The following is a 26,219-nucleotide window of genomic DNA, read 5'->3' on the forward strand; positions in this document are numbered from 1 at the left end:
GGATCCCGAGACCAGGCCAGGCGTGACGCCGGGAGTAACCCCGGATATGACGCCCGATGCGACGCCGGATGCCGCGCCGGATTCAGGGCGCGCCGGGTGAACCCGCGCATCGTCGTCTCCGCCGTCTGCGTTTTCGATCGCTCCGGACGCCTCCTGACCGTCCGCAAACGCGGCACGGACAAGTTCATGCACCCCGGCGGCAAACCCGAGGCCGGCGAAACAGCGGCCCAGGCTGCGGCGCGCGAGCTCCAGGAGGAAGTGGGGATCGTGCTGGCCCCGGACCGCCTGGACCTGCTGGGTTGCTGGCTGGCGGATGCCGCCAACGAGGCGGCCACCCAGATCGAGGCAACGGTCTTCACGGCGCCCGGGGTATGGAGCGCCCGGCCGTCGGCGGAAATCGCCGAGATCCGCTGGCTGGACCTGTCCGCCGAGCTGCCCGGCGACCTCGCCCCGCTACTGACGGACCATGTGCTGCCGGCCCTGTCCGCCAAGCCGTCCGGCTAGGACCCGTACCGGCCAGGGCCTCCAAAGCCGGCTTCTAAAATGCCGGCTTCCAAACGGCGGCTCAGTAGCCGGGCACGGATTCCTGGGCCACCGCGCTGGCCTCGGAGAACTGCGTCCGGTACAACTCCGCATAGCGGCCCTCGGCGGCGAGAAGCTCCCGGTGGGTACCGCGCTCCACGATCGAGCCGTCCTCCACCACCAGGATCGCGTCCGCCGCACGGATCGTCGAGAGACGGTGGGCGATCACGACGGCGGTACGGCCTTCCAGCGCGGCGCCCAGCGCCTCCTGGACGGCGGCCTCATTGGTCGAATCCAGCGCGGCGGTGGCTTCGTCGAGGATGACCACCCGCGGCTGGGCGATCAGCAGGCGGGCGATCGTCAGGCGTTGCCGCTCGCCGCCGGAGAGCCGGTAGCCGCGCTCCCCCACCACGGTGTCCAGTCCATCGGGCAGGGACCGGATCATGTCTTCGAGCCGGGCACGGCGCAGCGCATCCCACATCTGCTCTTCGGTGGCCTCCGGCCGGGCCAGACGCAGGTTGGAGGCGATGCTCTCGTGGAACAGGTGACCGTCCTGCGTCACCATCCCGAGGGTCGCCCGCATCGAGTCGAACGTGAGGTCACGGACGTCCACGCCCGCGCCGGGCGTCGTGCCGCCGAAGCGGATGGCGCCGGAGTCGACGTCGTACAGGCGCGACAGGAGCTGCGCAATGGTGGACTTGCCCGCCCCGGAGGAGCCGACGAGGGCCACCGTCTGACCCGGCTCCACCCGGAAGCTGATGCCGTGCAGCACTTCTTCGCCGCCGCGGGTGTCCAGGGTCCGCACGTCCTCCAGGGAGGCCAGCGAGACCTTCTCCGCCGAGGGGTAGGCGAAGCGGACATTGTCGAACTCCACCGAGAGCGGACCTGGCGGGGACGCCACCGCATCCGGCTTCTGCTGGATAAGCGGCTTGAGGTCCAGGATCTCAAAGACGCGTTCGAAGCTGACCAGGGCGCTCATGATCTCCACCCGTGCGTTCGAAAGTGCCGTGAGCGGCGCGTACAGGCGGGTGAGCAGCAGCGCGAGCACGACGACGTCGCCCGCGTTCAACTGCCCGGCGAGTGCGAGCCAGCCGCCCAGGCCGTAGACCAGTGCCAGGGCCAAGGCCGAGACCAGTGTCAGCGCCGTGACGAAGGTGAATTGCAGCATGGCGGTGCGGACGCCGATGTCCCGGACGCGGCCGGCCCGGAGGGCGAACTCGCGGGATTCCTCGTCGGGGCGGCCGAAAAGCTTGACCAGCGTGGCGCCGGGCGCGGAGAAGCGCTCGGTCATCTGGGTGCCCATGGTGGCGTTGTGCTCGGCGGCTTCGCGCCGCAGATCGGCCAGCTTGGAGCCCATCCGGCGGGCCGGGATCAGGAAGATCGGCAGCAGGATCATGGCGAGCACTGTCACAAGCCACGATTTATTCAGCATCACCGCAAGGGTCAGCGCCAGGGCCACGACGTTGCTGACCACGCCGGAGAGCGTGCCGGCGAAGGCCGACTGCGCACCAATGACATCGTTGTTCAGCCGGCTGACCAGGGCCCCGGTCCGGGTCCTGGTGAAGAACGCGATCGGCATCTTTTGGACGTGGTCGAAGACCTTCGTGCGGAGGTCCACGATCACGCCTTCGCCGATGGTGGAGGACATCCAGCGCGTCACTAGGCCGATTCCAGCCTCGGCGACCGCCACGATCGCGATCAGGACGGCCAGCCAGATCACGGTTGAGGCCTCCGCGTGGGCGATGATCTCGTCAACCACCTGCCCGGCGAGGACCGGGGTGGCGACCGCCAGGAAGGCCATCACGATGGACAGCAGCACGAAGGCGATCAGTTTGCTGCGGTGGGGGCGGGCAAAACTGAAGACGCGCTTCAGGGTCTCCTTCGAGAACGGCTTGGACCCGCTGGAGGCGCGGGTGATGTTGTAGAGGGAGCTCCAGGCGACCCGGTCCATGCTCATTTGGTGTTGCCTTTCGGGGCATCGGCGTGCAGTTCGGTGACGACGCCGTTCTCGACGTTCCAGCGCACGTCCAGGCGGACGTTTTCCAGCAGCCGGCGGTCGTGGGTGACCAGCAGCAGCGCGCCGTCATAGCTGTCGAGGGCTTCCTCGAGCTGTTCGATGGCGGGCAGGTCAAGGTGGTTGGTGGGTTCATCCAGCACGAGCAGGTTCACGCCGCGGGCCTGCAGCAGCGCCAGGGCTGCCCGGGTCCGTTCCCCCGGGGAGAGGGAGTCCACGGTCCGATTGGTGTGATCGGCTTTGAGGCCGAATTTGGCCAGCAGGGTGCGCACCTCGGCCGGGGTCTGCTCCGTCAGGACGGCCTCAACGGCGTCTGCGAGCAACAGCTCGCCGGCCAAGAGGCCGCGCGCCTGGTCGATCTCGCCGACGGCCACGGACGCGCCCATGGAGGCGTCACCGGAGTCGGGCAGCTGGACGCCGAGCAGGAGCCGGAGCAGGGTGGATTTGCCGGCGCCGTTGGGACCCGTGATCCCGATCCGTTCCCCCGCATTCAGCTGCAGGTTCACCGGGCCCAGGGTGAAGTCGCCCTGCACCGCGACGGCGTCGCGCAGGGTGGCCACGACGGCGCTGGAGCGGGGCGCCGCCCCGATGCTGAACTGCAGCTGCCATTCCTTGCGCGGCTCTTCCACTTCTTCGAGCCGGGCGATGCGGGACTCCATCTGCCGGACCTTCTGGCCCTGCTTCTCGGAGGACTCGGTACTGGCCGCCCGGCGGATCTTGTCGTTGTCCGGGTTCTTCTTCATCGCGTTGCGGACGCCCTGGGAGCTCCATTCGCGCTGGGTGCGGGCCCGGGAGACGAGGTCCGCCTTGGTGTTCGCGTACTCCTCGAAACGTTCCCGGGCGTGCCGGCGGGCAACGGCGCGTTCCTCCAGGTAGGCCTCGTAGCCGCCGTCGTATACCGCCACCGAGTTTTGGGCCAGATCCAGTTCCACGATCGTGGTCACGCAGCGCGCCAGGAACTCGCGGTCATGCGAGACCAGGACGGCGCCGCCGCGCAGGCCCTGCACGAAGGCCTCGAGCTTGGCCAGGCCGTTGAGGTCCAGGTCGTTGGTGGGTTCGTCCAGGAGCACGATGTCGAACCGGCTCAGCAGCAGGGCGGCGAGCGCCACACGGGCCGCCTGGCCGCCGGACAGGCCAGTCATTCCGGCGTCGGGGCCCACATCGAGGCCAAGGTCCGCCAGGACGGACGGGATGCGCTCCTCCAGGTCAGCGGCGCCGGAGGCCATCCAGCGGTCGAAGGCCAGGGAGTAGGCGTCGTCGGAGCCCGGAGCGCCGGAACCCAGCGCCTCCGCGGTGGATTCCATCTCCAGGGTCGCCTGGGCACAGCCGGTGCGCCGGGTGATGTAGCCCGCGACCGTTTCGCCGGCAATGCGTTCGTGTTCCTGCGGCAGCCAGCCGACAAAGGCGTCGGCGGGGGCCAGGCTCACGGTGCCTTCCTGCGGACCGTCGACGCCGGCCAGCAGCCGCAGCAGGGTTGATTTGCCGGCACCATTGGCGCCGACGACGCCGACGACGTCGCCGGGGGCTACGGTCAGGGACAGCTTCGAGAAGAGTGTGCGGTGATCGTGTCCACCGGAAAGATCCTTGGCAACAAGGGTTGCAGTCATTACTTCATCCTCTCACTGCGGCCCAAAACGGGCCGTCCAGTCTGGCAAAAACGGGCCGTGCTGACTGGGAGAAACGGGCCGAAAACCAGCCGGGCATAGAAGAACCCGCCGGTCCGGACTTGGGGGGTGTACGGACCAGCGGGTTCGACCATTTAGCATAGTTGAATTAGGACCTCACGCAAAATCCCAGCCCGCACCGCCACACCGCCGCCACCCCCCGCCTCAATCGCCGCTGCCCCACCGCATGCCAGTAGCCATACTGCCCGTCGACTCCGCAGGAAGCCCTAGATGCCACTACCCGCAAAGGCGTTCCAACTCTGGCTTCACCGCGTTGCCCCGTCCGCGAGCACAGCCGATCTCTGCCGGATCTCCGGGATCAAGCGCACCACCTTCGCCCAGCAGTTGGTCCGCGGGAAGGTGGCCGAAACCACCCTGGTCAGCATCAGCCGGGCCCTGGAGTTGAGTCCGCTGGCGGAACTCGCTTCCTTCGAGCACTATGCGGAGCTGGCCGCCCCGCCGCAGCCGCCGACCCCGGCCGAACTCGTCAGCCAGGTCGCCACCATGGACCTGTTGCGCGCCGTCATTTCGCGTTCTTCCCCGGCCTACGGCGGCTACGGTGACCAGGGCAGCTCAATGACCCCGGCGCTGAGCCCCGCACCGCACGCCACGTCGGTCCGGAACTGGGTGGATGCGATTGACGACGGTGAATTGCGCCACCGGGTTTCGGCCGCCACCGGGGTGGCACCGCAAAATTACTCCGCGCAGCTCACGGCAAACCGGCTGTCCCCCGAGCTTGCGGTCGCGACGGCCCGCGCGGCGGGCGTAGGCTTCACGGGCGGGCTCGTCGCAACGGGCCTGATAACCGAGGCTGAGGCCGGCTGGACGGCCGGGGCGAAGCAAGCCGCGTTGGATGCTCTTTCCGACGGCGACCTTAGCGCCCTGGCCGGGGAACGTCTTCAGGCGCTCGGAAAATCGCTGCGGCGCCATGAGCAGGAGCAGGCACAAACACGAAAGATTTGGGAGAACCTCGGATGATCGCGATCCTGCAGTGGACCACACTGGCGATTTGCTGCGTCGCCACGCTCGTCCGCGTTCCCAGTGTCCTGCGGGGTGAAAACCGGTCCCTGTTCTGGATCCTTGCGCTGATGACCCTGGCGATCCTGCTCAGCATCGATGCCCCGTATCTGGCCGTGGACCAGGCCCTGGGAGGCATGAACATCGCCAACCTGCTGCTGCGCTTCGTCATTTTCGCCGTCATCTTCTTCCTTGGTCTCCGGATGGCCCGGGGCTTCAGCGCGGACGATGCCCTGCGGCTCATCACCGGCCCCATCGGCATCGCAGTAGCCGCTGCCGCCTCGGCTGTGGTGGTGGTGGTCTTCCTCATGATGGATACCGCCGGCTCCTCGGCGGGTTTGGTCGCCGTTTTCGCCAAGGATGATCGCAATGCCGCCTTGGTGGAGTATTACGGGGCCGCCGGGCGCCTGTACCCCGCGTTCATCACCGCGGCACTGTTTCCGGCGATGCTGCGGACCCTGCGCAGCGGACTTCCGGCCCTTGTCCGGTCCAGCGCCGGGCTGCTGGCCGTGGGCACCGTGGCCATCTGTCTCAGCCTGCTCTCCCCGGTCGTCCCTCCGCCCCTCGGGTTCATGCGGTTCGTCATCAACTACTCGGCGGTCCTGTGCCTGGTCCTGGGACTGTGCATGATCTGGCTGGCTAAGACGCTTGCGAAGCATGCACCGAAGAAGCATGCTGGCATGATCTGACCACTTTGGGGCTGAGCAGGCAAGCGATGTGGGAGAACCGGGAATGATTGCAACCCTCCAGTGGGGCACGCTGATCATCTCCACCGTGGTGCTCCTCCTCCGCGTTCCGGATGCGATCCAGGGACGGAACAGGACCGTCTTCTGGATCCTGGTGCTCGCGACCCTGTGCAGCCTGCTCTCGGTGCCCGGCCCCTATGAGGCGATCGATGGGGCGCTGGGGGGATGGAACCTCGCCCACCTGATCTTGCGCTTCCTCGTATTCGCCGCGGTCCTGCTGGTCGGTCTGCGCGTGGCGCGGGGCCTGGCAGACGAGCCCGGCTACCGCCTCATCGCGGGGCCGGCCGGGCGCTGGGCCCTGGCTCTCAGCGCCGTCGCCGTGGCGTTGACCTTCTTCCTCATGGACACCCGCGGGTCCTCGTCGGGCCTGCTGGGCATCGCCGACAAGGGGGGCCCGAATGCAGTCCTGGCGCCGTTCTACGCCGCCGCCGGCCGCACCTACCCTGCTTTTGTCTCCCTCGCCCTGCTGCCGGCATTGCTCGCCACCGCCAGGAGCCGATTGCCGCGTCTCGTGCGTGCGGCGGCCCTCCTGACCTGCCTCGGTGCCCTGGCAACCGCGTTCACCATCCCCGCCTCCTTCGCCACGAAAGACTGGCTCCTCGCGCAGCAGACCGTCAATTATCTGGCCGTCCTGGGCTACGTCCTGGGCCTGGGACTGTTCTGGGCTTCCGGGCTCGCCGCCAAAGAATCCCATAACGCTCGCGCAACATTTCGCAAGAACCAAAAGTAGGCATTCACAAAATCATTAGACCGTGAGAGAATCATGAATGTGTGAATGCGGCAATCGCTTCGTGTACGGAAGTCAGCCGTGCGAAGCAGAGGCAGCCGTCCAAGCGCCATTGGGGGGATGAGTGGTAGCGGTCCGGTAGGACCGCTCCCACTCAGCCTGTTTAAGGGGTTTTCCGGTTGTTCCCGACAACATTCGGATTCCCCGACACTGCCGGCCGGATTCCCCTGCAGGAAAGGCGGCGGCAGGCGGCCCTGGCTGTCAGCGCACAAACCTCAGCGTGACCAGCTGGAAGGGCCGCAACGTCAGCTCGGCGGAATTGCCGCCCGCCGTCACTCCCGGAGCATCGACGGGCCGTTCCAGCAGATCCACGGCATGCAGCCCGCGGACCGGGAAATTGGCCTTCACCGCGCCGGTGGACCGCTCCCCCAGTGCTTCGTAGAGCCGGACAATCACATCCCCCGAACCGTCTTCAGCGAGTTTGACCGCTTCAATGACAAGGGCCTGGTTGAACACCGTGACCAGCGGCTCCACCCCGTGGGCCCCATGCACCACCCGCGGTGCCAGGTTGGTGCGGTAGCCCTCTTCGACGGCGTCGGCGATCGTGGCGCCCGGACGGACCGTGACGTGCAGCTCGTGCCTGCCCTGGTCCGCGCCGGGATCCGGAAACTTCGGTGCCCGCAGGAGCGAGAGCCGCACTGTGGTGGTGGTGCCGCCGTCGTCCTCCCGGACGTTGCGGGTGACGTCGTGGCCGTAGCTGGAAGCGTTGGAGATCGCCACCCCATAGCCCGGCTCGGCGACGTGGATCCAGCGGTGGGCGCAGATTTCGAATTTCGCGGCCTCCCAGGACGTGTTGACATGGGTCGGGCGGAAGACGTGCCCGAACTGCGTCTCCGCCGCCGACCGGTCGGCCCTGACATCCAATGCAAAGCCCAGCTTGAGCAGCTTTTCGCTCTCCTGCCAGTCCACGGCCGTGGTGATCGCGAGCGAGTCTGCACCCGGCGCGAGCGTAATCCGTTGGGTCACCGCGGAGGACCCGGCCATCCGCTCCACCACCACGACGGCGTCCGGGCTTTCGCCCCGGTGGTCGCGCTCTGGTGCCACCGAAAGCGCCTGGTCCAGACGGACGACGTTCCTGCGGTAGAAGGCGTCGACGTCCCACGCGTCCCATTCATTGGGCGTGTCCCGGTGCAGCTCCAGGAGGTTTCCCACCTCGCCGGGAGCAATCGCCTCTCGTCCGGAGGCCCGGTCCGCGAGGGAGACCAGCAGTCCGCGGGCATCCACCACGGCACGGATGATGCCATTGTCCAGGATGTAGCCGCCGCCGTCCTCAGTGATCTCTACCGGCTGCCCGGGCCGGACCGGTTCGGCAGCCGCCAGGGCAGGCACGCCCAGGCGCTCGTGCGGGGCAGCGTTGAGCAGGAATTCCCGGCTGCCGGTGCCGAGGGCCGCCGCCGCGGCGTTCGTGATGACCGCTTCCAGTCCCCGTTCGACGGCGGCATAGTTCCGTTCGGCGTCCTGGTGGACCCAGGCGATGGAACTGCCCGGCAGGATGTCGTGAAACTGCTGCAGCAGAACCAGCCGCCAGAGGCGCTTGAGCTCCGCAGCCGGATAGCGGTGCCCGGTCCGCACAGCCGCCGTGGCACTCCAGAGCTCGGCCTCCCGGAGGAGGTGCTCGCTGCGCCTGTTCCCCAGCTTGGTCCTGGCCTGGCTGGTGTAGGTGCCGCGGTGCAGTTCCAGGTACATCTCCCCCACCCAGACCGGCAGGGGCTCATACTCGGCCTGGGCCTGGCTGAAGAAGCTGGCCGCCGAGCCGATCCGCACCTTCGGAGATCCTTCCAGATCCGCCGTGCGCTGCGCTGCGGCCAGCATCTCGCGGGTTGGGCCCCCGCCGCCGTCGCCGTACCCGAACGGAACCAGCGACGTGCCTCCGCGTCCGTGGTCCCGGTAGTTCCGTTCTGCGTGCGCCAGGTCCCGGGCACTGAGGTCGGAGTTGTAGCTGTCCACAGGTGGGAAATGGGTGAAGACCCGGGTGCCGTCGATTCCCTCCCAGTTGAAGGTGTGGTGAGGCATCCTGTTGACCTGGTTCCAGGAGATCTTCTGGGTCAGGAACCAGCGGCTGCCTGCGGCCTTGATGATCTGCGGCAGGGCGGCGGAATACCCGAACGTATCCGGCAGCCACGCCTCCTGGCAATCGATCCCGAATTCGGCCAGGAAGAAACTTTTACCTTCGAGGAACTGCCGTGCCATGGCCTCGCCGCCGGGCATGTTGGAGTCGGATTCGACCCACATCCCGCCGACGGGAACGAACCTGCCGGCGCGGACCTTGTCCCGGATGCGCCCGAAGAGCTCCGGATAGTACTCCTTCATCCACGCGAGCTGCTGGGCGGAGGAGCACGAAAAGATGAAATCGGGATTCTCGTCCATCAGGGCGACGACGTTGGAGAACGTCCGGGCGCACTTGCGGATGGTCTCCCGGACCGGCCACAACCAGGCCGAATCGATGTGGGCGTGGCCCGTGGCCACGAGCTGGTGCGCCGAGGCATAGGCGGGCCGGGACAGGGCATCGGCCAAGGCGGCCCGTCCGGCCTCCGCGGTCCCGGCAACGTCGTCGGGGTCCATGATGTCCAGCATGCGTTCGAGCGACCGCAGGATGTCGTGGCGGCGGGGCAGGTCCATGGGCAGTTCGTGCATGAGCCCGCTGAGCGTGAGGATGTCCTGCTGCAGTTCCCAGACAGTCTGGTTGCGTTCGGCGATGGCGATCCTGCCGAGGCGGTACTTCGGCTCGCTGCCCGACGTCGCCTTGTCGCCGTAGGGGGTGGCGGCGAAAGTCCAGTTCTGGGACAAGTCGGGGTTGGCCGCGGCTTCGACGTAGAAGTCAACGGCCATGCCACTGCCCAGGAGCTTGAGCGGGATGTACTGGTTCCGTGGCGAGATCGCCTTGATGATGGTCCCGTCGGACCGCCAGGCAATGCCTTCGCACTGGAAACCCGGGAGGTCGCCGCTGAAGCCGAGGTCCACGAGGACTTCCACGGAGGTTCCGGCCGCGGTTCCCCAGGCGTCCGGCACCTCACCCCGGAGCCGCAGCCACTTGGTGCTCCAGGGCCGGCCCCAGGCCACGCCGTGTTCCTGGGGCGTGAACTCCTGCCGCAGGGCCTCGAGCACCGGCACGGGTTCGTCCGGCGCGTCCCAGCTGCTCAGCGTCAGCGGCACGTTGCGCGGGTAGACGGCCGGGCCGATCCGGTCACGCAGAAAGCGGTCCAGCCGGACTTCCGTAAGACGGCGGTCGTCGTGCAATGTGATCCTCTTCAGCGCTGGGGGGTCCGATCGACTCCAATCGATGGATAAAACTTACGCCGCGGAGAACCCATTGGCCAACTGTTGCCCCTAGCCGGCGGCAGGCGCCGGAACCGCGACGCGTTGTTGGCCCGCGTACACGTTCAGGCTGGTCCCGCGGCTGAACCCGGCCAGTGTCATCCCGCTGGCCTCGGCGAGCTCGACGGCCAGGCTGGAGGGGGCACTGACAGCGGCGAGGACCGGGATGCCGGCGAGGGCCGCCTTTTGGACGAGCTCGAACGATGCCCGGCCGGACACCTGCAACACGGTGCCCCGGAGCGGGAGCAGGCCCTCGCGGAGCGCCCAGCCCACCACCTTGTCCACCGCGTTGTGCCGGCCCACGTCTTCGCGCAGGCACAGCAACTCGGCCGAGCCGTCGTCGGAGATCCTGAAGAGCCCGGCGGCGTGCACGCCGCCGGTGACTTCGAAGACCTCCTGGGCGGACCGGAGGGCGTCCGGGAGGGCCGCGAGCGTTTCGACGGGGACGGTCAGCGGATCGTGTGCCGGGCTGTAGTGCGAGGACTTCCGAACGGCATCGATCGAGTCAGTGCCGCAGATGCCGCAGGAACTGGAGGTGAAGACGTTGCGTCCGGTCTCGGGCCGGACGACGTCGGGCCTGAGCTGCGCCTCCACCACGTTGAAGGTCTGCATGCCGTCGGCGTCTTCGCCGGCGCAGAACCTGAGCGAGACCAGCTGTTCGGGTGCCCAGATGATCCCCTCCGAGACGAGGAAGCCTGCGACGAGGTCGAAGTCATTGCCCGGCGTTCGCATGGTGACGGAGAATGACATGTTGCCGAGCCGGATTTCCAGCGGTTCCTCGACGGCAAGGACGTCCTCCCGGTGCCGGACCGGAAATTCGAGGGCCTGCGGGGACCCGTCCAGGACGATCTTGTGCACCTTGCGGCGCTGTGTCACACGGCCCATCCGGTGCTCCTAAGCAACATTGTGTGCCGCTGTTTGAAGCTAGCGGCTGTTTGAATCTTTGGTTGGTTCCATCATTGTAAGTGCCTGATCCTGGCGGCGTGCCTTGTCCCGGTGCCGTCGCAGCAGGCCAGGGCTCAGCCCAAAAGGGCACTCCAGTCCACCGGACCGTCGCTGGCCGCGGTTTTCCTGGCGGTCCGCTTCGCCGCCGGCTTCTGTTCGGCGGCCGCCGCCGAAGCGTCAGGCAACGGCGCACTCCACGGGAGGGCGAAGGCGGGGACGAGTTCCCCCAGCTGCACGCCATGGGGCGGGACCACCAGCACACCGTCGGCGGCGGCCAGCCCCCGCATCATTCCGGGGCCGGTGTGCTGCGCCGGCGATGCCATGCCGTAGAGCAGCCGGAAGGGCATGAGCCGGGTCCGGCCCGGGTCGGCGTCAATCGTCGAGCCGCAGGGCACCTCGCTGAGCGGGGGGATCACGCCGTGCCCGAGTGCCGCCAGGAGTGGGGCACCGATCGTGGACAGCGCCATCATGGCCGCGAGCGGGTTTCCTGGCAGGCCAAGGATGTAACGGCCGTCCGGCAGTTCGGCCAGCACGGCGGGGTGGCCCGGGCGCATGGCGATTCCGTCGATCAGCAGGCGGCCGCCGAGCTCGGCGACCGAGCGCCTGAGGTGGTCTGTCCCGGAGCGCCCCGTGCCGCCGGTGGTGATCACGACGTCGGCAGGCAGGTTTTCACCGGCAGGATCGGTGTCCTCGAGGGCGGCGAGCCACTCGGCGTAGGTATCGCCGACTTTCACTTCTTCGGTGCAGATCCCGCCGAGCATTCCCACCACGGCGGCCAGTTGGGGTCCGAAGGTGTCGCGGACCTGCCCGGGTGCCGGTATCCCGCTCGTCACGACCTCGGAGCCAGTGAAAACGAGGCGGACCACGGCCTTGCCGAGCACGGGAAGGGCGTCACTTCCGGCCAGCGCGGCGAGCGCCAGATGGGCCGGATTCAGGACCGTGCCGCCCTTGATCAGGACGTCCCCGGCGGCGGCTTCCTCCCCGGCCTTCCTGATGTGGTCGCCGTTGCGCGGGTCTCCCGGCTTCGCGGTGCCGCCCAGCTTCAGGACGGGCAGGCCGTCGTCGTCGGCGTCGATGATGCCGCTTTCGCTGCGCAACACTGCCTTGGCCCCGGGCGGGATGAGGCCGCCGGTGGCAATCGGGCTGGCCTGATGTGGTGCCAGGCGCTGACCGGGTTCGGCCAGGATCCAGGGCCCGCTGCCGTTGACGGCCCAACCGTCCATGGCAGAGGAAGCGTAATGGGGCATGTCCTGCCGGGCAACGACGTCCGCCGCGAGCGTCCGGCCAAGCGTCTGCCGCAGCGGAACAGGGGCGGCCGGGATGGGAACGGCGCACTCGAACGCGAGTTGCCGGGCCTCCTGCCACGTGTGGGCCAGGTGCCTGTGCGGCTCCGCGGCAGTGTCCTCGTCCCCTGAGTCCTGGTCCGCGGTGTCCTGGTGCGCGATGTGAGGGCCTCCAGGGCCGTCTACGAGAGCCTCTCCACCGCCATCTCTGACGCCATTTCCGCCGCTATCGTTGACGCCATCTTCACCTGCGGCGGTGGCGGGGCCATTGCCGTCCGGGGCCGCAGCCGTCATGCCCCGGAAGTTTCGGCGGCTGCGTAGTCCTTGGCGAGCCGGCGGGCCACGGCCATCGCGGACTCCATGGACACGGAGTCCGTGGCCTGCCCGGAGCCGGAGGCCAGGCCGGCCGCAAAGCCGGCAATGAATGTGGTCAGCGGTGCCGCCGGGCGCACCACGGAATGGGCGGCCACGCCGGCCAGGGCGAGGACCTCATTCACGTCAATCTCAACGTCGTCCAGCTCCAGGGCCTGGAGCAGGGCACGGCACCAGTCTTCCAGTGTTTCGTCCTGGCTTTTCACCGTTTGCCTCCATGGTCGAGTTCAGCTGTGCAGAGCCGGGCCGGAGCCCGGACCGCCGTCGGGAATCCTGCCGGATACCCCCAGTGCGGACGCGTCATCCCAGGTGTCGACGTCATCCGTGGAACCCGGGGGAACGCGAACTTCCCGCACGTCCAGCCTAGCAAGAAGGGCGAACACCGACGCGTTTTCCAGCCGGTCCCGGGACGCGGCGTCCGCGACAGAACGTTGTAGCACGGCCGTGCCATAAAAGCCCACGAGCGGCTGTTTCCGACTGTCGGCCGAGACGGCCATGACGCCGTCGGCCCCACCCCTTTCCGGTGTGCCTGCAGCAGACGCGGCCAGCGCCTCGGCCAGGGCACGGACCGCGCCGGCCGACCGGGGCATGTCACACGCCAGGACGAGGGTATAGGGCGCGGCTGCTGCGTGCCGGCTCGCGTGATCGGCGGCCAGGGCGGCCAGCCCCGCCGCGATGGCTGCGGCCGGACCCGCGAAGGGCGGCTCTTCCCGGCAGGTCAGGACGCCGCCGGGCAGGCCCCCGGGGTCGGGGCCGACGACGACGGTGCGCCCCGCCGCGCCCGCGGCCCGCAGTGACCGCTCCAGGAGGGTGGCGCCGTCGTAGATCAGCCCGGATTTGGGCACGCCGCCGAGGCGTGAGGACCGCCCCCCGGCGAGAATGATGGCATCGAACTCCATCGGTTCAGCCTAGCGCGGCGCCAGCGGCCACTGAACAAGCCGTAATGTGCGCCGGCAGCGTCTTCACCGGCTGATCAATCAGCTAGGAGGCCGATCAGGCAGCCGATTCAGGCAGCAGGAACGGATCCCAGGCCGGCGTCGGCTTCTCGAGTTCCTTGATCTGCCAGATGGCACCCTTTGGCGGGCCCGGAACAAAACCGATCTTCCAGCCCATCTCCGCCGGCGTATGGTCGCTCTTGGCGTTGTTGCACCGCAGGCACGCCGCCACCAGGTTCTCCCAGGAGTCGGCTCCGCCCCGCGATTTGGGCTGGATGTGGTCGATGGTGTGGGCAGCCTTGCCGCAGTACGCGCAGCGGTGGGCATCCCGGCGCAGCACGCCGCGGCGGCTCACCGCAGTCATCGTGTTGTACCTTGGCCGGATGTAGCGGTTCAGCAGGATCACGGACGGGCGGCCCAAAATGTCCTGGGGGCCGACCACGGGGTCGTCCCCTTCGGCCACCACGCTGGCCTTTCCGGTCAGGACAAGGACGAGCGCCCGGCGGAAGGTGATGACCGCCAGCGGTTCATATCCAGCATTCAGAACGAGAGTGCGCATCCGCATACCTCTTCACGGCCGCACCCGCCAGCGGCACGAGGGCCGGCTGCCCTCTGCATGGTCGGGCTATGGATCGACAACACAAGAGTAAACACTCAAGTGCCGGATCACCGAATATTTTTTCACCGGCGCGGTCCTCAGCGCGGAAAGTTCACTGCGCGGCAACGCAAAAGACCCCCGCCTGGAGGCGGGGGTCTTTCGGAATGCTGGGGTTCGTGCTTAGGCGCCGACGCGGATGAAGACCGGACCGGAGCCGACGTTGACGCTGTACAGCGCGGTGGTGCCGCCGTTCCAGCCGCCGTGCACTGCCATGCCGTTGCCGACGTAGACCGCGATGTGAGCCATGCCCACGCCGCCGTTCTGGTAGTAGGCGAGGTCGCCCGGGCGTGCCTCGGCGGCGCTCACGGTGCGGCCCAGGGACAGGTAACCTGCCGGCCAGCCGTGGTAGTGGATGCCGGCCGCGGCCAGGGCGTTGGTGGCGAGGGCGGTGCAGTCCTGCGCCACGCCGATCTGTGCGTAGGCAGCAGCGGCGATGGTCGCGCCTGCGCCGCTTCCGATGCCCGCGGGGGCCTGGGCAGCGACGCCGCCGCTGACGCCAAGCTCGGTGCCGCCGGCGCGGGTGGCTGTAGCCGTGGCCGTGGCGTCCTGGACCTTCACGACGGGCTTGGGAGCCTCGACGACGGGAGCCGGCGTGGTGGTCACGGCGGGCTTCTCGTAGGAGATCGCGATGGTGGAAGCGGCCGAGATGGTGGCCGGAGCTGCGGACTGGACTTCCAGGGCCGAAGCGGAGGTGGATTCGCGCTGAACATTGGTTTCAGCAGCGTTGGCTGCGATTCCGCTGGTCAGGACCAGACCGGAAGCTGCGGCGATGACCGCGGCCTGACGGCCCATGCCGCCGGCGTTGTCGCCGACAGCCTTAGCAATTACAGCCAGCGAGTTGGTCTTGGTGACCTCGGCGCGGTGCCGTGCAACGTTTGCACGAGTAGTCATTAAGTTCTCTCTTTCGTGATCCTTGGACCGCGCGCTTTCGGGCACGGACTGAGGACGCTCCGGCATCTTGGGGGTACGCCGGATCGCCCCGAAATGGGTTACTTAGCGAAGGGTGTACTGCGAAGACGCGCCAAAAGCGGAAACTGCATGCTGTCCGGGCTCGGTAGCGATTGAGCCTGCGGAACGTGATCCAATCCGGGCGCCGGCAAGGGCGGCACGTGATGTGGATTCCAGCGGGCTCGACAGAGCCTCGCCGGTGCGCATGCGCGCAGAATTGTGGCGTGAAGACACGAAAGTAGCCTCTCCCAATGCCTACGAGGTGAGCTGTCGGATTCGGATGGGAGTCACCCGGCCGCGCTGCTTCCTGGGAAGCTTTGCGACTTAACCCCAAGGCCTTCTTTCGAAGGCCAAAATTGGTTCCCCCGCCCCTGCCAGACGATGTAATGCGAACGGACCTTGAGCGGTGGCAGAGCTAGGCAATCCACTCAAGAGCGCCAACTTCGGAAAAGTTGGCGTGCTTCAAACCCTACAGCAGTCCTGATCCAATGTCACATTCAGATCACGGCGTGTCACAGGAAGTTGAGAGCAGCCCATCGTCTTTTTAGAGCCAGCCGAGCGGGTCAACGACATCGCCGTTGACCATCACTTCAAAGTGGAGGTGGCAGCCCGTGGAGGCGCCGGTGGTTCCGCTCATGGCGACGACGTCACCGCGGGAAACCTTCTGGCCGACCTTGACCGAAGCCGAGGACAGGTGGTTGTACGTGGTCTCCAGGCCGTTGCCGTGATCGATGACCACGCGGTTCCCCCCGCCGAAGGGATGCCAGCCGTTGAACGTCACGGTGCCGCTGGCGGCCGCGTGGACCGCCGTGCCGCACTGGGCGGCGAAATCCTGGCCGCGGTGGAACTCCCCCGCGCCCCCGGTAATGGGGCTGACACGGTAGCCGAAGGGCGAGGCCGTGACCAGCTGGTCGAGCGGCGCACCCAGGGTGCCGGCCGATGCCGCGCGGGTGATCGTGCCCACAGACTGGGCGCTCAGCAGCTGCTTGAGTTTCCCGTCCGGATCGCCCTTCGTGGTGACGGCCGTGCGGTTGAAGTCGACCTTGGCGGCGGCGGCAGCGGTGACATCCGGCTGCACGGCGGCGGAGAGCGCGCCGGATCCGCCCGGATTCGAAGCCATCACCGGGCTCGTGACGGGGACCGTCACGGTAAGAACCAGACCAGTTGCGGCCAGTGCGATCCCGGCCTTCTGCCCGACTCCGCTTGCCGCGGCAAAGTCCGTGACCTGGCGGAACGGACTGCGACGGCGACGGCGTTCATCGCGGTGCACGTCCCGCGGGCGTTCGGCCGTGTGTGCGACGACGGGACGCGGCTCCGGAGCGGGACCGGTCGCGCGGCGACGGCCCCTGGCGGTCTGGGTGGTCAAGAAGGGTTCCTCTCTGGATGGCCTGCGAAGTTAGCTGTCGGATTCGGGTCAGAGAGATCAAAGACCCGGTCCGCCGTTGCAGGCAGCCACGCACAGAGGCATCCCTAGGGGATCCTTCGGTGGAAGCTGCTTGCCGCTGACGGACTTCACCCCAAGGCTGCCGAAGTAGCAGCCGAAAGTGGTTCCCCCGCCCCTGCCAGGAGGTAGTTCTGCGACTGATCCGCTGGCAGGGCTCGGCTTCGGATCAGGTAACGCTTTGGTATCGGTACTGGGCACTAACTATAGGCGATTAAGCCGCCCGGTAATAAATCCGTAACCGCAATTGTGGACAACTCGTGGGTCGTCCCATGACCGGCGCGTAGTGGCTGGTCAGGCGACTGTTACAAAGACGTGCGCGGCAACCTCGGGCGGCAGCTCCAGGGCACCTTCGATATCGGGGACGCGGACCGAGATGTACTCCCCCACCCGCTCCAGCGAGACCAGCGCGCCAGGCCTGATTCCGCCCTCGTCGAGCTGGGCCAGAAGCTCCGGCTCGACCTGGATCGGCTCCGCGAGCCGGTTGACCGTAACCCGGGAAGTTACCCCGTAGCCGGCCATGGCCTCCAGCAGGTTCACGGGCCTGTCCACGGGGGCGCCGTTGGGCACGCCGCCAAGATCCGCAAGCCCCGGAATAGGGTTTCCGTAAGGCGAGACTGTCGGGTGGTTGAGCATCTCGAAGATTCTTCGCTCGACGCGTTCGCTCATGACATGTTCCCAGCGGCACGCTTCCTCGTGGACGTAGGCCCAGTCGAGCCCGATCACGTCCGCGAGGAGGCGTTCGGCCAGACGATGCTTGCGCATGACACCGATTGCACGTTTCCGTCCGATTTCCGTCAGTTCAAGGTGCCTGTCGCCGGAAACAACCACCAGCCCGTCGCGCTCCATCCGGCCGATCGTCTGGGACACAGTGGGGCCGGAGTGGCGGAGCCGTTCGGCGATGCGGGCGCGGAGGGCAACGATGTTTTCTTCTTCAAGTTCCAGAATGGTCCGAAGATACATCTCCGTAGTATCGATCAGATCCGTCATTCAGCTCAGCTCCTCGAGCGCAGTCCTAGCGTCATTCCCACCGTACCGCGTGCGGGCTGCATGCAGGATGCGCCCAGGCGGGAATCGCCGTACGTTCGCATGCCAGCCTAGCCTATTTTGAATTACTCCGGATAATCTTTCGATCGACCTGAAGCTATTGTCCCAGCCCCAGCCGGCCGGCCGTCCCCGGCGTCTCAATGACCGGACTATGACAGGCCTTTTTCTGTATCGCCGGGAGCTGTCAGGCAAAATAAGACAGGCAGAATGAAGAGGGGTGTCCGTGGTAGCCATCCCTGCCCGCCACCTCCCAGCCACGCTACGAACCAGCCGAAAATTGGAGCCACTGTGAGCGACACCAGCATCACGATCCCCGCCAACCTCCTGCCCAAGGACGGACGGTTCGGCGCCGGCCCGTCCAAAGTCCGGCCGGAACAGATGGACGCCCTGGCCGCGGCATCGTCGAAGCTGCTGGGGACCTCCCACCGCCAGGCGCCCGTGAAGAACCTGGTCGGCTCGGTGCGCAGCGGCCTCAGCGAATTCTTCCGGGCACCGGAAGGCTATGAAGTGGTGCTGGGCGTCGGCGGATCTACCGCGTTCTGGGACATTGCCAGCTTCGGGCTCGTGGAGAACAAGGCGCAGCACCTGTCCTTCGGCGAGTTCGGCTCGAAGTTCGCTTCCGCCACCAACAAGGCGCCGTTCCTTGCCGAGTCCTCCATCATCAAGGCCGAACCCGGCACCCGCCCCACCGCCCGGGCGGAGGCCGGCGTCGACGTCTATGCGTGGCCGCAGAACGAGACCTCAACCGGCGTTGCCGCCCCCGTCCAGCGGGTGGCCGGCGCCGACGAGGGGTCGTTGGTGCTCGTGGACGCGACCTCGGCCGCGGGCGGGCTGGACGTGGACGTGGCGGAGTCAGACGTGTACTACTTCGCGCCGCAGAAGAACTTCGCGTCCGACGGCGGCCTGTGGCTGGGCCTGTTCTCCCCGGCCGCGCTGGAACGGGCGGCACGGATCAAGGCCGGCAACCGCTGGATTCCCGACTTCCTTGACCTCCAGACGGCGATCGACAATTCCAGGCTGAACCAGACCTACAACACCCCCGCGCTGGCCACCCTGGTGACCCTGGACGCCCAGGTGCAGTGGCTCAACGCCAACGGCGGCCTGGACTTCGCCGCCGGCCGGACCGCGGATTCTGCCGGCCGCATCTACGGCTGGGCCGAAGCGTCCGAATACGCCACGCCGTTCGTGGCCAAGGCCGAGGACCGCTCGAACGTGATCGCCACGATCGACTTCGATGACTCGATCGACGCCGCGGCCATCGCCAAGGTGCTCCGCGCCAACGGCGTCGTCGACACCGAGCCGTACCGCAAGCTGGGCCGCAACCAGCTGCGCATCGCCACCTTCGTGGCGATCGAGCCCGACGATGTCTCGGCACTGCTCGAGTGCATCGATTTCGTCGTGGCGGAACTGAAGAAGTAGCCCTGCGTCCGGCGTCGTCACGGCCCCTGAGGACCTAGGCCGTGACGGCGCCGTCGTCGTTTCAGGTCCGTCCGCCCTGCTGTGCCTACGGCCGCGGGTCCCTGCCGGCACCGGCCGCGCCGGTCCGGCTTTCGACGCGGAAGTACCGCAGCCCGTGGGCGCGGCGGTTGAAGTGGAGCCGCAGGTGCTTCGCGCGGATGATCCACACCAGCCCGATCAGGGCCGCCAGCAGGCCGGCGCCCGCCGCGACCGCCATGGACCAGCGGGGGCCGGCGGTGTTTGCCACCCAGCCGACGAGCGGTGCCCCGAGGGGAGTTCCGCCCATGAAGATCGCCATGTAGAGGGCCATCACCCGGCCCCGCATTACGGGCTCTGTGGTGGTCTGGACGTACCCGTTTGCGCTCGTCATCATGGTGATCGCGAACAGCCCCACGGGCACAAGTGCGACGCCGTACCAGAAGTAGTTCGGGGCCATCGCTGCGATGCCCGAGGTCACGCCGAAGGCGGCGGCCGCCCCGAAGATGACCCGCAGCCGTGGCTTGCCGCGCCCGGCGGACAGCAGGGCCCCGGCGACGGATCCGATGGCCATGATCGAATTCATCAGGCCGAAGGCCCCCGCGTCCAGGCCGAATTCGGTCCCCACCATGGCCGCGATGAACAGGGCGAAATTCAGCCCCAGGGTTCCCACGATGAAGATCGCCACCAGCACCACGACCAAATCCGGACGGTACCTCACATAGCGCAGCCCCTCCCGGATCCTGCCCCTGCCCGCCGGTGCCCGCGGCAGCCGGCGTAGCGACGACGACGGGATTTTCGCCAGGCTCAGCAACAGGGGCACAAAGGTGAGCGTATTAATGAGGAAGACCCAGCCGGGCCCGACGACGGCCGTGAGCACGCCGGCGACGGCCGGACCGATCATCCGGGCAACATTGAAAGACGCGCTGTTCAGGGCCACGGCGTTGGGGAGGTAGTCGTCCTGGACCAGTTCCGAGACGAAGGTTTGCCGGACGGGGGCGTCCAGGGCGGAAACCACCCCGAGCATCAGGGCGAAGGCGTAGACGTGCCAGAGCTGCGCCGCGCCCGTGACCACCAGGATGCCCAGCCCCGCGCTCAGCAGCGCCATGGCGGACTGCGTCAGCACCAGGAGCCGCTTGCGGTTGAACCGGTCGGCGACCAGTCCGGCCACGGGTGCCAGGAAGAGTTGCGGGCCCAGCTGCAGGGCCATCGTGATTCCCACCGCCCCGGCATCGTGCGCCGTCAGGTGGGCGAACACCAGCCAGTCCTGGGCGGTGCGCTGCATCCAGGTGCCAACGTTGGAAATAAGGGCGCCGACGAACCAGATCCGGTAGTTCAGGATGTGCAGGGATTTGAACGTGGACATCAGCACCAGCCCTCCCCAGACACGCTCCCGGACGCTTCCAACCGCTAGTCGGCCTCGCCCGTTGAGCGTTCCCGCTCGGCGTCGTCGGCGTCGGTGTCGGCGTCGTCGGCGTCGTCGTCGGTGTCGGCGGTGTCGGCGTCGTCGGCGTCGTCGTCGGTGTCGGCGGTGTCAGCGTCGTCGGCGTCGGCGTCGTCAGCGTCATCCCGCTGGTCGGCGTCGGACGCCTGCGACGGCGCTTCGGGACCGGACGGCGCCTCGGCAGCCTCGTCAGCCTGCGCGTCTTCCGGCCGGACCCGTTCGGCCCACGGAACCCAGGCCGGTGCCAGGATGGAGTCCTCGGAGGGCAGAAGGCCAAGTTCGTCCACCGTGACCACCTTGGAGCGCGAGTTGCGTGTCAGCACGGCGTACCACTGCCACCCCAGGTATCCGGGGAGCCTGGATTCGAACAGGTGGGTCACCAGGCGGTCGCCCTCGCTCCGGGCGCCGATGTGCTCGCCGATCTGCTCGGCGGGGGCAATGCCCTCCACCGCGGTGCGGGCGACGTCGACGGCTGCGGCCAGGAAGGCGTCAGGCTTGCCGGTGCGCCAGACGGGCACGCCGGCGCGCGGACGGATTCCCTGCTTGGAGCCGGTTTTGGTCCCGGCGGGCGCTGCGGTTCCGGCATCCGGCGCCGGCAACTGATCAGGTTCCTGAGTCATCAAAAGCCTTATACGTCCAGCTCGTCGGCAACCTTACGGAGGGCCGCTGCGATCGCCTTGCCCTTGTTGCCTTCCGGGTACTTGCCCGCGGACAGGGTCCCGGACAGGTTATCCAGCACGCTGACGAGGTCCTGGACCAGCGGGGCAAGGTCCCTGGCGCTGGGCCGCTTTGCCTTGGCGATGGACGGCGTCTTTTCCAGCACGCGCAGGCCCAAGGCCTGGGCACCCTTGCGTCCGTCGGCTACACCAAATTCAACACGCGTGCCGGCCTTGAGCTCCGTAACGCCTTCGGGCAGCGCGGACTTGGGCAGGAAGACTTCCTGGCCGTCCTCGCCCGCGAGGAATCCGAAGCCTTTTTCCTTGTCATACCACTTGACCTTGCCGGTAGGCACGTAATCAACCTTCTTCGTTCTGCGGGGACACGGCCGGCGGTCACCGCATCCGCATGGATACGCGGGTTCAGGGTATGACTGCCCGGACCGTGTTGGTCTGTATCTCCAAGGTTATCCTGCCTGGTTCACTTTAACGGCTTGAGGCGCGGGCGATGCCGGACTGTTAGCGTTGCCCCCATGACACTGACGCGTTACCGGCGGCCTTTGATGATCGTAGCGGCCACCCTTGCTGTGCTGTCCCTCGTTGCCGTCGGCGCTGTCATGGCCATGGCCTTCAACAATGCCGTGGCGCCGGCCTGGATTACCTCGACGGCCCTTTACGGCCTCCCGGTGGCATTCCTGCTCATGCTGGCCCTCGTTGTCGACGCGGTGGCAGCCCGGCGCCGCCCGCGCGGGCCCGGCGAAAGGTAACGTTGGAGCGATGTCCCTCATCCGCGCGCTCAGCAAGGAACTTCAGGCACGAAGCGACGAATCGTTGCGGGCCCTGTTCTCCGCGCGGCCGGACCTGATTTCTCCCGGCGTCCCGGACTTCGCCGCCCTCGCCGCCCGCGCCAGCGGACGCGTCAGCGTGCAGCGGGCCCTCGAACGGCTCAACCGCCCGCAGATGCAGGTCCTGGAAACCCTGCACCTGTGCACCAACGCCGATACCGGGCACAGCGCGTCGGCGGCGATGCTGAAGAAACTGATCAACGGCTCCTCGGTTGCCGCCGTCGACCGGCTCCTCCATTCCCTGCAGGAACTGGCCCTCGTCCACCGCGCCGATCCGCCGCACGGCGCGACCCCCGCCGCCGCCAAGCAGCGCCACTACCTTCCGGTCGGCAGCCTCAAGGACGTGATTGGCATCTACCCAGCGGGGCTTGGGCGCAGCTACACCGAACTTGTGCGGCTCCAGCCTGCTTTTGCACAGCGCGTGGTGCAGCTGGTGGGGGAACTTCACCGCGCCGGGGCGTCCATCTCCCCCGCCACGACGCCGATGGAAGCCGCCCTGTCCCTGCAGCACTGGACGGCAACACCGGAATCGCTCCAGCAAATCCTGGCCTCCGCACCGGACCGGACCGCTGCCCTTCTGGCCCGCTTCGGGAACTGGGCCATGGGCGCCGTCCCGCAGGCGCAGCGCCGGGCGTCCGTGCTCCACGAAGGCGCCGACGTCGGCCCCGTGGACTGGCTGCTGGCGCGCGGGCTGCTGGTACCGCTGGACGCCGCGCACGTCGAACTGCCGCACAGCGTCGGAGTGTCGCTGCGCGGCGGGTTTGTCATCGAGAACTTTTCGCTCACGCCGCCCGTCCCCCGGCTGGGCAACACGAGCGCAGGGCTGCGCCGAAACGCCGCGTTGGGCGCCATCGCCGAGACGCTGCGGCTCGTGGGCGAAGTGCTCTACACCGTGCGCGAACAGCCGCTGGCGACGCTGCGCAGCGGGGGCGTCGGGGTCCGGGAGATGAAGCGGCTGGCGGATTCCCTGCGGATGGAAGTGCACGAGGCCGGTGTCCTCGCGGAGCTCTGCGGAATGGCCGGTCTGCTACGCCTGGACGTCGACAGTTCTGCGTGGGTGCAGCCGCCGCAGCTGGAGTGGCTGTCGCTGCCGCGGCAGGAGCAGTGGCTGTGGCTGGTCAACGCCTGGCTGGCCAGCGAGCGCGCACCGTCCCTCGTGGGCCAACCGGTGAATGCTGCCGCCCCGGGCCCGGCAGGGCACCGGGGCCCGGCAGGGACCACCATCAATGCGCTCTCCGCCGAGGCGCAGCGGCCGGACGCCCCGGTGGTCCGCAAAAGGGTCCTGGAAATCCTGCACGAACTCACCCTTGAGGCCGTGGCGCCCGACGGGCAGGCCCCGGTCCTCGATGCCGCCGCCGTGCTGGAGCGTGCCGAGTGGACGCAGCCCCGGATGGCCAGGCGCTTCAGCTCGCTGATCCGCGGCATCCTCGCGGAGGCCGAGATGCTCGGCCTGATCGGCTCCGGGGCGCTGAGCCAGCTGGGTGCCGCGATCGCCGCCGAGCAGCCGGACGACGCCCTGGGGATCCTGGGCGAACACCTGCCGGCGGCCCTGCAGCATGTGTTGCTGCAGGCGGACCTGACGGCGGTGGCGCCGGGCTACCTCGACCCCGAACTGAGCGAACGGCTCCTGACCATGGCCACGGCCGAAGGGCAGGGACCGGCCACCATCTACCGGTTCTCCGTCACCTCCGTGCGCCGTGCCCTCGACGCCGGCCAGGACGCCGCGGCGATGCTGGACTTCCTGCGCCAGCATTCGGCCACCGCCATCCCGCAGCCCCTCCAGTACCTCATCGAAGACACTGCCGCGCGCCATTCCCGGCTCCGGGTGGGGGCCGCGGCCAGCTTTATCCAAAGCGAGGACGAGGCTGCCCTGCTGGAGCTGCTCAACGCCCCGGCCGCGGCCGGCCTCGGGCTGGTGCGCATCGCGCCCACCGTGGTCGTCTCCCACGCCGCGCCCCGGGAAACCGCCCAGGCCCTCCGGGGTCTGGGGCTCGCCCCGGTCCTGGAGGAAGCTGCCTCCGCGATCGTCCGGCTGCGCCGCAGCACCCCTGCGCCCGGCAGCGGCCGGCCGGTCTACACGGCCCCGCGGACCGCTCCGCCGGAGGCCGACATCGAGGCCCAACTGGCCGTGCTCCGCGCCAACGGGTCCCGGGCGCCGGGCTCCGGCGCCCACCCGCCGGCGGCACCGGGCAGCGAGGAAGCGACCCAGCTGGGCCTCGAGACCCTGCTGAAGGCGATCCGCCTCAGGCAGCGGGTCATCATGAACGTCGTGGACAGCATGGGGAATGCCACCCGCGAGACGGTTGTTCCGGTAGCTGTGAATGGCGGGCGGGTGCGGGTGTTCGATCCGGACAAGGAGATCGAGCGGGTCCTGTCCATCCACCGCATTATCGACGTAGAAGCTACAGAGGAATTGTTCCAGTGAATGACGGGCCCCTGATCGTCCAGAGTGACAAGACCATCCTGCTGGAGGTCGACCACGAACTCGCAACGGAGGCCCGGCACGCCATCGCGGCGTTCGCCGAGCTGGAACGGGCCCCGGAGCATGTGCACAGCTACCGGCTGACGCCACTGGGGCTCTGGAACGCCCGGGCGGCCGGGCTGGACGCCGAAAAAGTGCTGGACACCCTGCTCACGTATTCCCGTTTCCCCGTGCCCCACTCCCTGCTGATCGACGTCGAAGAGACCATGTCCCGGTACGGCCGGCTCCGGCTGGAGAAGGACCCGCAGCACGGCCTGGTCATGCGCACCTCCGACTACCCGGTGCTCGAGGAAGTCAGCCGCGCCAAGAAGATCGCCCCGCTGCTCGGGCCACGGATCGACGGCGAGACGGTGGTGGTGCATTCCTCCCAGCGCGGCCAGCTCAAGCAGCTGCTGCTCAAGCTTGGCTGGCCGGCCGAGGACCTGGCCGGCTACGTGGACGGCACCCCGCACCCCATCATGCTCAACGAATCGGGATGGAAGCTGCGGCCCTACCAGCAACTGGCCGCGGAGAACTTCTGGGCCGGCGGCAGCGGCGTCGTCGTCCTTCCCTGCGGCGCCGGCAAGACGCTGGTCGGGGCGGCCGCCATGGCCACCAGCTCCACCACCACACTGATCCTGGTGACCAACACCGTCGCCGCGCGGCAGTGGAAGGACGAGCTCCTCAAACGCACGTCGCTGACCGAGGAGGAGATCGGCGAGTACTCCGGCTCCGTCAAGGAAGTCCGGCCGGTCACGATCGCCACCTACCAGGTCCTGACCACGAAGCGCGGCGGGCTGTACCCGCACCTGGAGCTCGTGGACGGCAACGACTGGGGCTTGATCATCTACGACGAGGTCCACCTGCTGCCCGCGCCGATCTTCCGGATGACGGCGGACCTGCAGGCCCGCCGACGGCTCGGGCTGACCGCCACGTTGGTGCGGGAGGACGGCCGGGAGGGCGAGGTCTTCAGCCTGATCGGTCCGAAACGCTACGACGCGCCGTGGAAGGACATCGAGGCCCAGGGCTACATCGCCCCGGCCGATTGCGTGGAAGTCCGGGTGGACCTGCCCCGCGACGAGCGGGTGGCCTATGCCATGGCCGAGGACGCCGACAAATACCGGCTGTGTGCCACCTCCGAGACGAAGACCCGGGTGGTCGAAGAACTCGTCGCCGAACACGCCGGGGAACAGCTCCTGGTGATCGGGCAGTACATCGACCAGCTCGACGAGATCGGCGAGCGCCTGGGCGCGCCGGTGATCAAGGGCGACACGTCGGTGAAGGAGCGCCAGCGGCTGTTCGACGCGTTCCGCGCCGGCGAGGTGCAGACCCTGGTGGTGTCCAAGGTCGCCAATTTCTCCATCGACCTGCCCGAGGCGTCGGTCGCGATCCAGGTCTCCGGTTCATTCGGGTCCCGCCAGGAGGAGGCCCAGCGCCTGGGCCGGCTGCTGCGCCCGAAGAAGGACGGCCGCTCCGCCCGGTTCTATTCGCTCGTGGCCAGGGACACCCTGGACCAGGATTTCGCCGCGAAGCGGCAGCGGTTCCTCGCCGAGCAGGGGTACGCCTACCGGATCATGGACGCGAAGGACGTCGGCACCGCTGGCTAGGCGGGTGCCGGGGATGCGGCCATGCAACACACAACCTCCATTCAGAAAACTCCCAGAGTCTGGGAGCATCATGGGAAC

At 68.0% G+C, this 26,219-nt stretch carries 22 protein-coding genes and 2 riboswitches; of the genes, 8 read left to right on the forward strand and 14 right to left on the reverse strand.

All coding sequences use genetic code 11. The features are described from left to right. Positions 1–96: 96 nt before the first annotated feature. Positions 97–504 carry an NUDIX hydrolase gene (locus ARTB_RS17120; protein WP_028276934.1) on the forward strand — a complete coding sequence of 136 codons (408 nt, stop codon included), beginning with the start codon at positions 97–99 and terminating at the stop codon, positions 502–504. A 61-nt stretch (positions 505–565) separates the two neighbouring features. Here ARTB_RS17120 and ARTB_RS17125 read toward each other — a convergent pair whose 3' ends face one another. Then, positions 566–2,479, reverse strand: a complete 1,914-nt coding sequence (locus ARTB_RS17125; RefSeq protein ID WP_243181608.1) for an ABC transporter ATP-binding protein — start codon at positions 2,477–2,479, stop codon at positions 566–568. Beyond that, positions 2,476–4,143 (reverse strand): ABC-F family ATP-binding cassette domain-containing protein, encoded by a 1,668-nt coding sequence (locus tag ARTB_RS17130; protein WP_243181609.1) that lies wholly within the window; start codon positions 4,141–4,143, stop codon positions 2,476–2,478. The genes ARTB_RS17125 and ARTB_RS17130 overlap by 4 nt, the downstream gene beginning before the upstream one ends. A gap of 288 nt (positions 4,144–4,431) precedes the next feature. On the opposite strand from ARTB_RS17130, the gene ARTB_RS17135 reads away from it, so the two are divergent. The 3 genes from ARTB_RS17135 to ARTB_RS17145 are packed head-to-tail and all read left to right on the forward strand — an operon-like array spanning position 4,432 to position 6,693. Beyond that, on the forward strand, positions 4,432–5,178 hold the full coding sequence (locus tag ARTB_RS17135; RefSeq protein ID WP_243181610.1) for a hypothetical protein: 747 nt from the start codon (positions 4,432–4,434) through the stop codon (positions 5,176–5,178). Beyond that, positions 5,175–5,906, forward strand: coding sequence for a hypothetical protein (locus ARTB_RS17140; protein ID WP_243181611.1), 732 nt, complete (start codon positions 5,175–5,177; stop codon positions 5,904–5,906). Before ARTB_RS17135 ends, ARTB_RS17140 begins: the two co-directional genes overlap by 4 nt. Before the next feature lie 43 nt (positions 5,907–5,949). Next, positions 5,950–6,693, forward strand: a complete 744-nt coding sequence (locus tag ARTB_RS17145) for a hypothetical protein (RefSeq protein ID WP_243181612.1) — start codon at positions 5,950–5,952, stop codon at positions 6,691–6,693. Positions 6,694–6,951: 258 nt separating this feature from the next. Here the strand turns inward: ARTB_RS17145 and ARTB_RS17150 are convergent, their stop codons facing one another. The 9 genes from ARTB_RS17150 to ARTB_RS17190 all read right to left on the reverse strand — a co-directional run bounded on the left by ARTB_RS17150 (position 6,952) and on the right by ARTB_RS17190 (position 17,637). After that, positions 6,952–9,987, reverse strand: coding sequence for an alpha-mannosidase (locus tag ARTB_RS17150; protein ID WP_243181613.1), 3,036 nt, complete (start codon positions 9,985–9,987; stop codon positions 6,952–6,954). Between the two features lie 90 nt (positions 9,988–10,077). Then, complete coding sequence (fdhD, locus tag ARTB_RS17155; protein ID WP_243181614.1) at positions 10,078–10,950, reverse strand: formate dehydrogenase accessory sulfurtransferase FdhD; 873 nt, start codon at positions 10,948–10,950, stop codon at positions 10,078–10,080. Positions 10,951–11,084: 134 nt separating this feature from the next. Beyond that, complete coding sequence (locus tag ARTB_RS17160; protein WP_243181615.1) at positions 11,085–12,587, reverse strand: molybdopterin molybdotransferase MoeA; 1,503 nt, start codon at positions 12,585–12,587, stop codon at positions 11,085–11,087. Next, positions 12,584–12,871: a DUF6457 domain-containing protein gene (locus tag ARTB_RS17165; RefSeq protein WP_079555354.1), complete on the reverse strand. Its 288-nt coding sequence runs from the start codon at positions 12,869–12,871 to the stop codon at positions 12,584–12,586. The genes ARTB_RS17160 and ARTB_RS17165 overlap by 4 nt, the downstream gene beginning before the upstream one ends. A 21-nt stretch (positions 12,872–12,892) precedes the next feature. Then, positions 12,893–13,564, reverse strand: coding sequence for a molybdenum cofactor guanylyltransferase (gene mobA / locus ARTB_RS17170; RefSeq protein WP_243181616.1), 672 nt, complete (start codon positions 13,562–13,564; stop codon positions 12,893–12,895). Positions 13,565–13,658: 94 nt separating this feature from the next. Next, positions 13,659–14,159 (reverse strand): HNH endonuclease, encoded by a 501-nt coding sequence (locus ARTB_RS17175; RefSeq protein ID WP_026266867.1) that lies wholly within the window; start codon positions 14,157–14,159, stop codon positions 13,659–13,661. 219 nt (positions 14,160–14,378) lie between these two features. Beyond that, positions 14,379–15,149 (reverse strand): NlpC/P60 family protein, encoded by a 771-nt coding sequence (locus ARTB_RS17180; RefSeq protein WP_243181617.1) that lies wholly within the window; start codon positions 15,147–15,149, stop codon positions 14,379–14,381. Between the two features lie 295 nt (positions 15,150–15,444). After that, positions 15,445–15,614: riboswitch (cyclic di-AMP (ydaO/yuaA leader) on the reverse strand. Positions 15,615–15,750: 136 nt separating this feature from the next. Continuing rightward, complete coding sequence (locus ARTB_RS17185; RefSeq protein ID WP_243181618.1) at positions 15,751–16,572, reverse strand: M23 family metallopeptidase; 822 nt, start codon at positions 16,570–16,572, stop codon at positions 15,751–15,753. A 4-nt stretch (positions 16,573–16,576) separates the two neighbouring features. Then, a riboswitch (cyclic di-AMP (ydaO/yuaA leader) is annotated at positions 16,577–16,791 on the reverse strand. 150 nt (positions 16,792–16,941) lie between these two features. Continuing rightward, the gene (locus tag ARTB_RS17190) at positions 16,942–17,637 is read right to left on the reverse strand and encodes a metal-dependent transcriptional regulator (RefSeq protein ID WP_243181619.1); all 696 of its coding nucleotides are present in this window, start codon (positions 17,635–17,637) and stop codon (positions 16,942–16,944) included. 345 nt (positions 17,638–17,982) lie between these two features. Here ARTB_RS17190 and serC point away from each other — a divergent pair, with 345 nt between their 5' ends. Next, complete coding sequence (gene serC / locus ARTB_RS17195; RefSeq protein ID WP_243181620.1) at positions 17,983–19,113, forward strand: phosphoserine transaminase; 1,131 nt, start codon at positions 17,983–17,985, stop codon at positions 19,111–19,113. A gap of 85 nt (positions 19,114–19,198) precedes the next feature. On the opposite strand, the gene ARTB_RS17200 is transcribed toward serC, so the two are convergent. The 3 genes from ARTB_RS17200 to ARTB_RS17210 are packed head-to-tail and all read right to left on the reverse strand — an operon-like array spanning position 19,199 to position 21,584. Next, complete coding sequence (locus tag ARTB_RS17200) at positions 19,199–20,494, reverse strand: MFS transporter (protein ID WP_243181621.1); 1,296 nt, start codon at positions 20,492–20,494, stop codon at positions 19,199–19,201. 44 nt (positions 20,495–20,538) lie between these two features. After that, on the reverse strand, positions 20,539–21,192 hold the full coding sequence (locus tag ARTB_RS17205) for a DUF3027 domain-containing protein (protein ID WP_243181622.1): 654 nt from the start codon (positions 21,190–21,192) through the stop codon (positions 20,539–20,541). Positions 21,193–21,200: 8 nt separating this feature from the next. Continuing rightward, positions 21,201–21,584, reverse strand: a complete 384-nt coding sequence (locus tag ARTB_RS17210; RefSeq protein WP_243181623.1) for a cold-shock protein — start codon at positions 21,582–21,584, stop codon at positions 21,201–21,203. A 177-nt stretch (positions 21,585–21,761) separates the two neighbouring features. Here ARTB_RS17210 and ARTB_RS17215 point away from each other — a divergent pair, with 177 nt between their 5' ends. Genes ARTB_RS17215 through ARTB_RS17225 form a run of 3 tightly spaced genes read left to right on the forward strand, consistent with a single transcriptional unit; the run spans position 21,762 to position 26,141 of the window. Next, positions 21,762–21,995 (forward strand): hypothetical protein, encoded by a 234-nt coding sequence (locus ARTB_RS17215; RefSeq protein ID WP_079555362.1) that lies wholly within the window; start codon positions 21,762–21,764, stop codon positions 21,993–21,995. Positions 21,996–22,005: 10 nt separating this feature from the next. Beyond that, positions 22,006–24,498, forward strand: a complete 2,493-nt coding sequence (locus ARTB_RS17220; protein ID WP_243181624.1) for a helicase-associated domain-containing protein — start codon at positions 22,006–22,008, stop codon at positions 24,496–24,498. Further along, on the forward strand, positions 24,495–26,141 hold the full coding sequence (locus ARTB_RS17225; protein ID WP_223914292.1) for a DNA repair helicase XPB: 1,647 nt from the start codon (positions 24,495–24,497) through the stop codon (positions 26,139–26,141). The genes ARTB_RS17220 and ARTB_RS17225 overlap by 4 nt, the downstream gene beginning before the upstream one ends. Positions 26,142–26,219: the final 78 nt, after the last annotated feature.

The organism is Arthrobacter humicola (assembly GCF_022803015.1).
Lineage (GTDB): Bacteria > Actinomycetota > Actinomycetes > Actinomycetales > Micrococcaceae > Arthrobacter > Arthrobacter humicola_A.

Bases quoted from the DNA above. Each gene is read 5' to 3' on its own strand.
- ARTB_RS17125 (WP_243181608.1), bottom strand. From the start codon at position 2,479: ATGAGCATGGACCGGGTCGCCTGGAGCTCCCTCTACAACATCACCCGC.
- ARTB_RS17130 (WP_243181609.1), bottom strand. From the start codon at position 4,143: ATGACTGCAACCCTTGTTGCCAAGGATCTTTCCGGTGGACACGATCAC.
- ARTB_RS17135 (WP_243181610.1), top strand. From the start codon at position 4,432: ATGCCACTACCCGCAAAGGCGTTCCAACTCTGGCTTCACCGCGTTGCC.
- ARTB_RS17140 (WP_243181611.1), top strand. From the start codon at position 5,175: ATGATCGCGATCCTGCAGTGGACCACACTGGCGATTTGCTGCGTCGCC.
- ARTB_RS17145 (WP_243181612.1), top strand. From the start codon at position 5,950: ATGATTGCAACCCTCCAGTGGGGCACGCTGATCATCTCCACCGTGGTG.
- fdhD (WP_243181614.1), bottom strand. From the start codon at position 10,950: ATGGGCCGTGTGACACAGCGCCGCAAGGTGCACAAGATCGTCCTGGAC.
- ARTB_RS17160 (WP_243181615.1), bottom strand. From the start codon at position 12,587: ATGACGGCTGCGGCCCCGGACGGCAATGGCCCCGCCACCGCCGCAGGT.
- mobA (WP_243181616.1), bottom strand. From the start codon at position 13,564: ATGGAGTTCGATGCCATCATTCTCGCCGGGGGGCGGTCCTCACGCCTC.
- ARTB_RS17175 (WP_026266867.1), bottom strand. From the start codon at position 14,159: ATGCGCACTCTCGTTCTGAATGCTGGATATGAACCGCTGGCGGTCATC.
- ARTB_RS17180 (WP_243181617.1), bottom strand. From the start codon at position 15,149: ATGACTACTCGTGCAAACGTTGCACGGCACCGCGCCGAGGTCACCAAG.
- ARTB_RS17190 (WP_243181619.1), bottom strand. From the start codon at position 17,637: ATGACGGATCTGATCGATACTACGGAGATGTATCTTCGGACCATTCTG.
- ARTB_RS17200 (WP_243181621.1), bottom strand. From the start codon at position 20,494: ATGTCCACGTTCAAATCCCTGCACATCCTGAACTACCGGATCTGGTTC.
- ARTB_RS17205 (WP_243181622.1), bottom strand. From the start codon at position 21,192: ATGACTCAGGAACCTGATCAGTTGCCGGCGCCGGATGCCGGAACCGCA.
- ARTB_RS17215 (WP_079555362.1), top strand. From the start codon at position 21,762: ATGACACTGACGCGTTACCGGCGGCCTTTGATGATCGTAGCGGCCACC.
- ARTB_RS17220 (WP_243181624.1), top strand. From the start codon at position 22,006: ATGTCCCTCATCCGCGCGCTCAGCAAGGAACTTCAGGCACGAAGCGAC.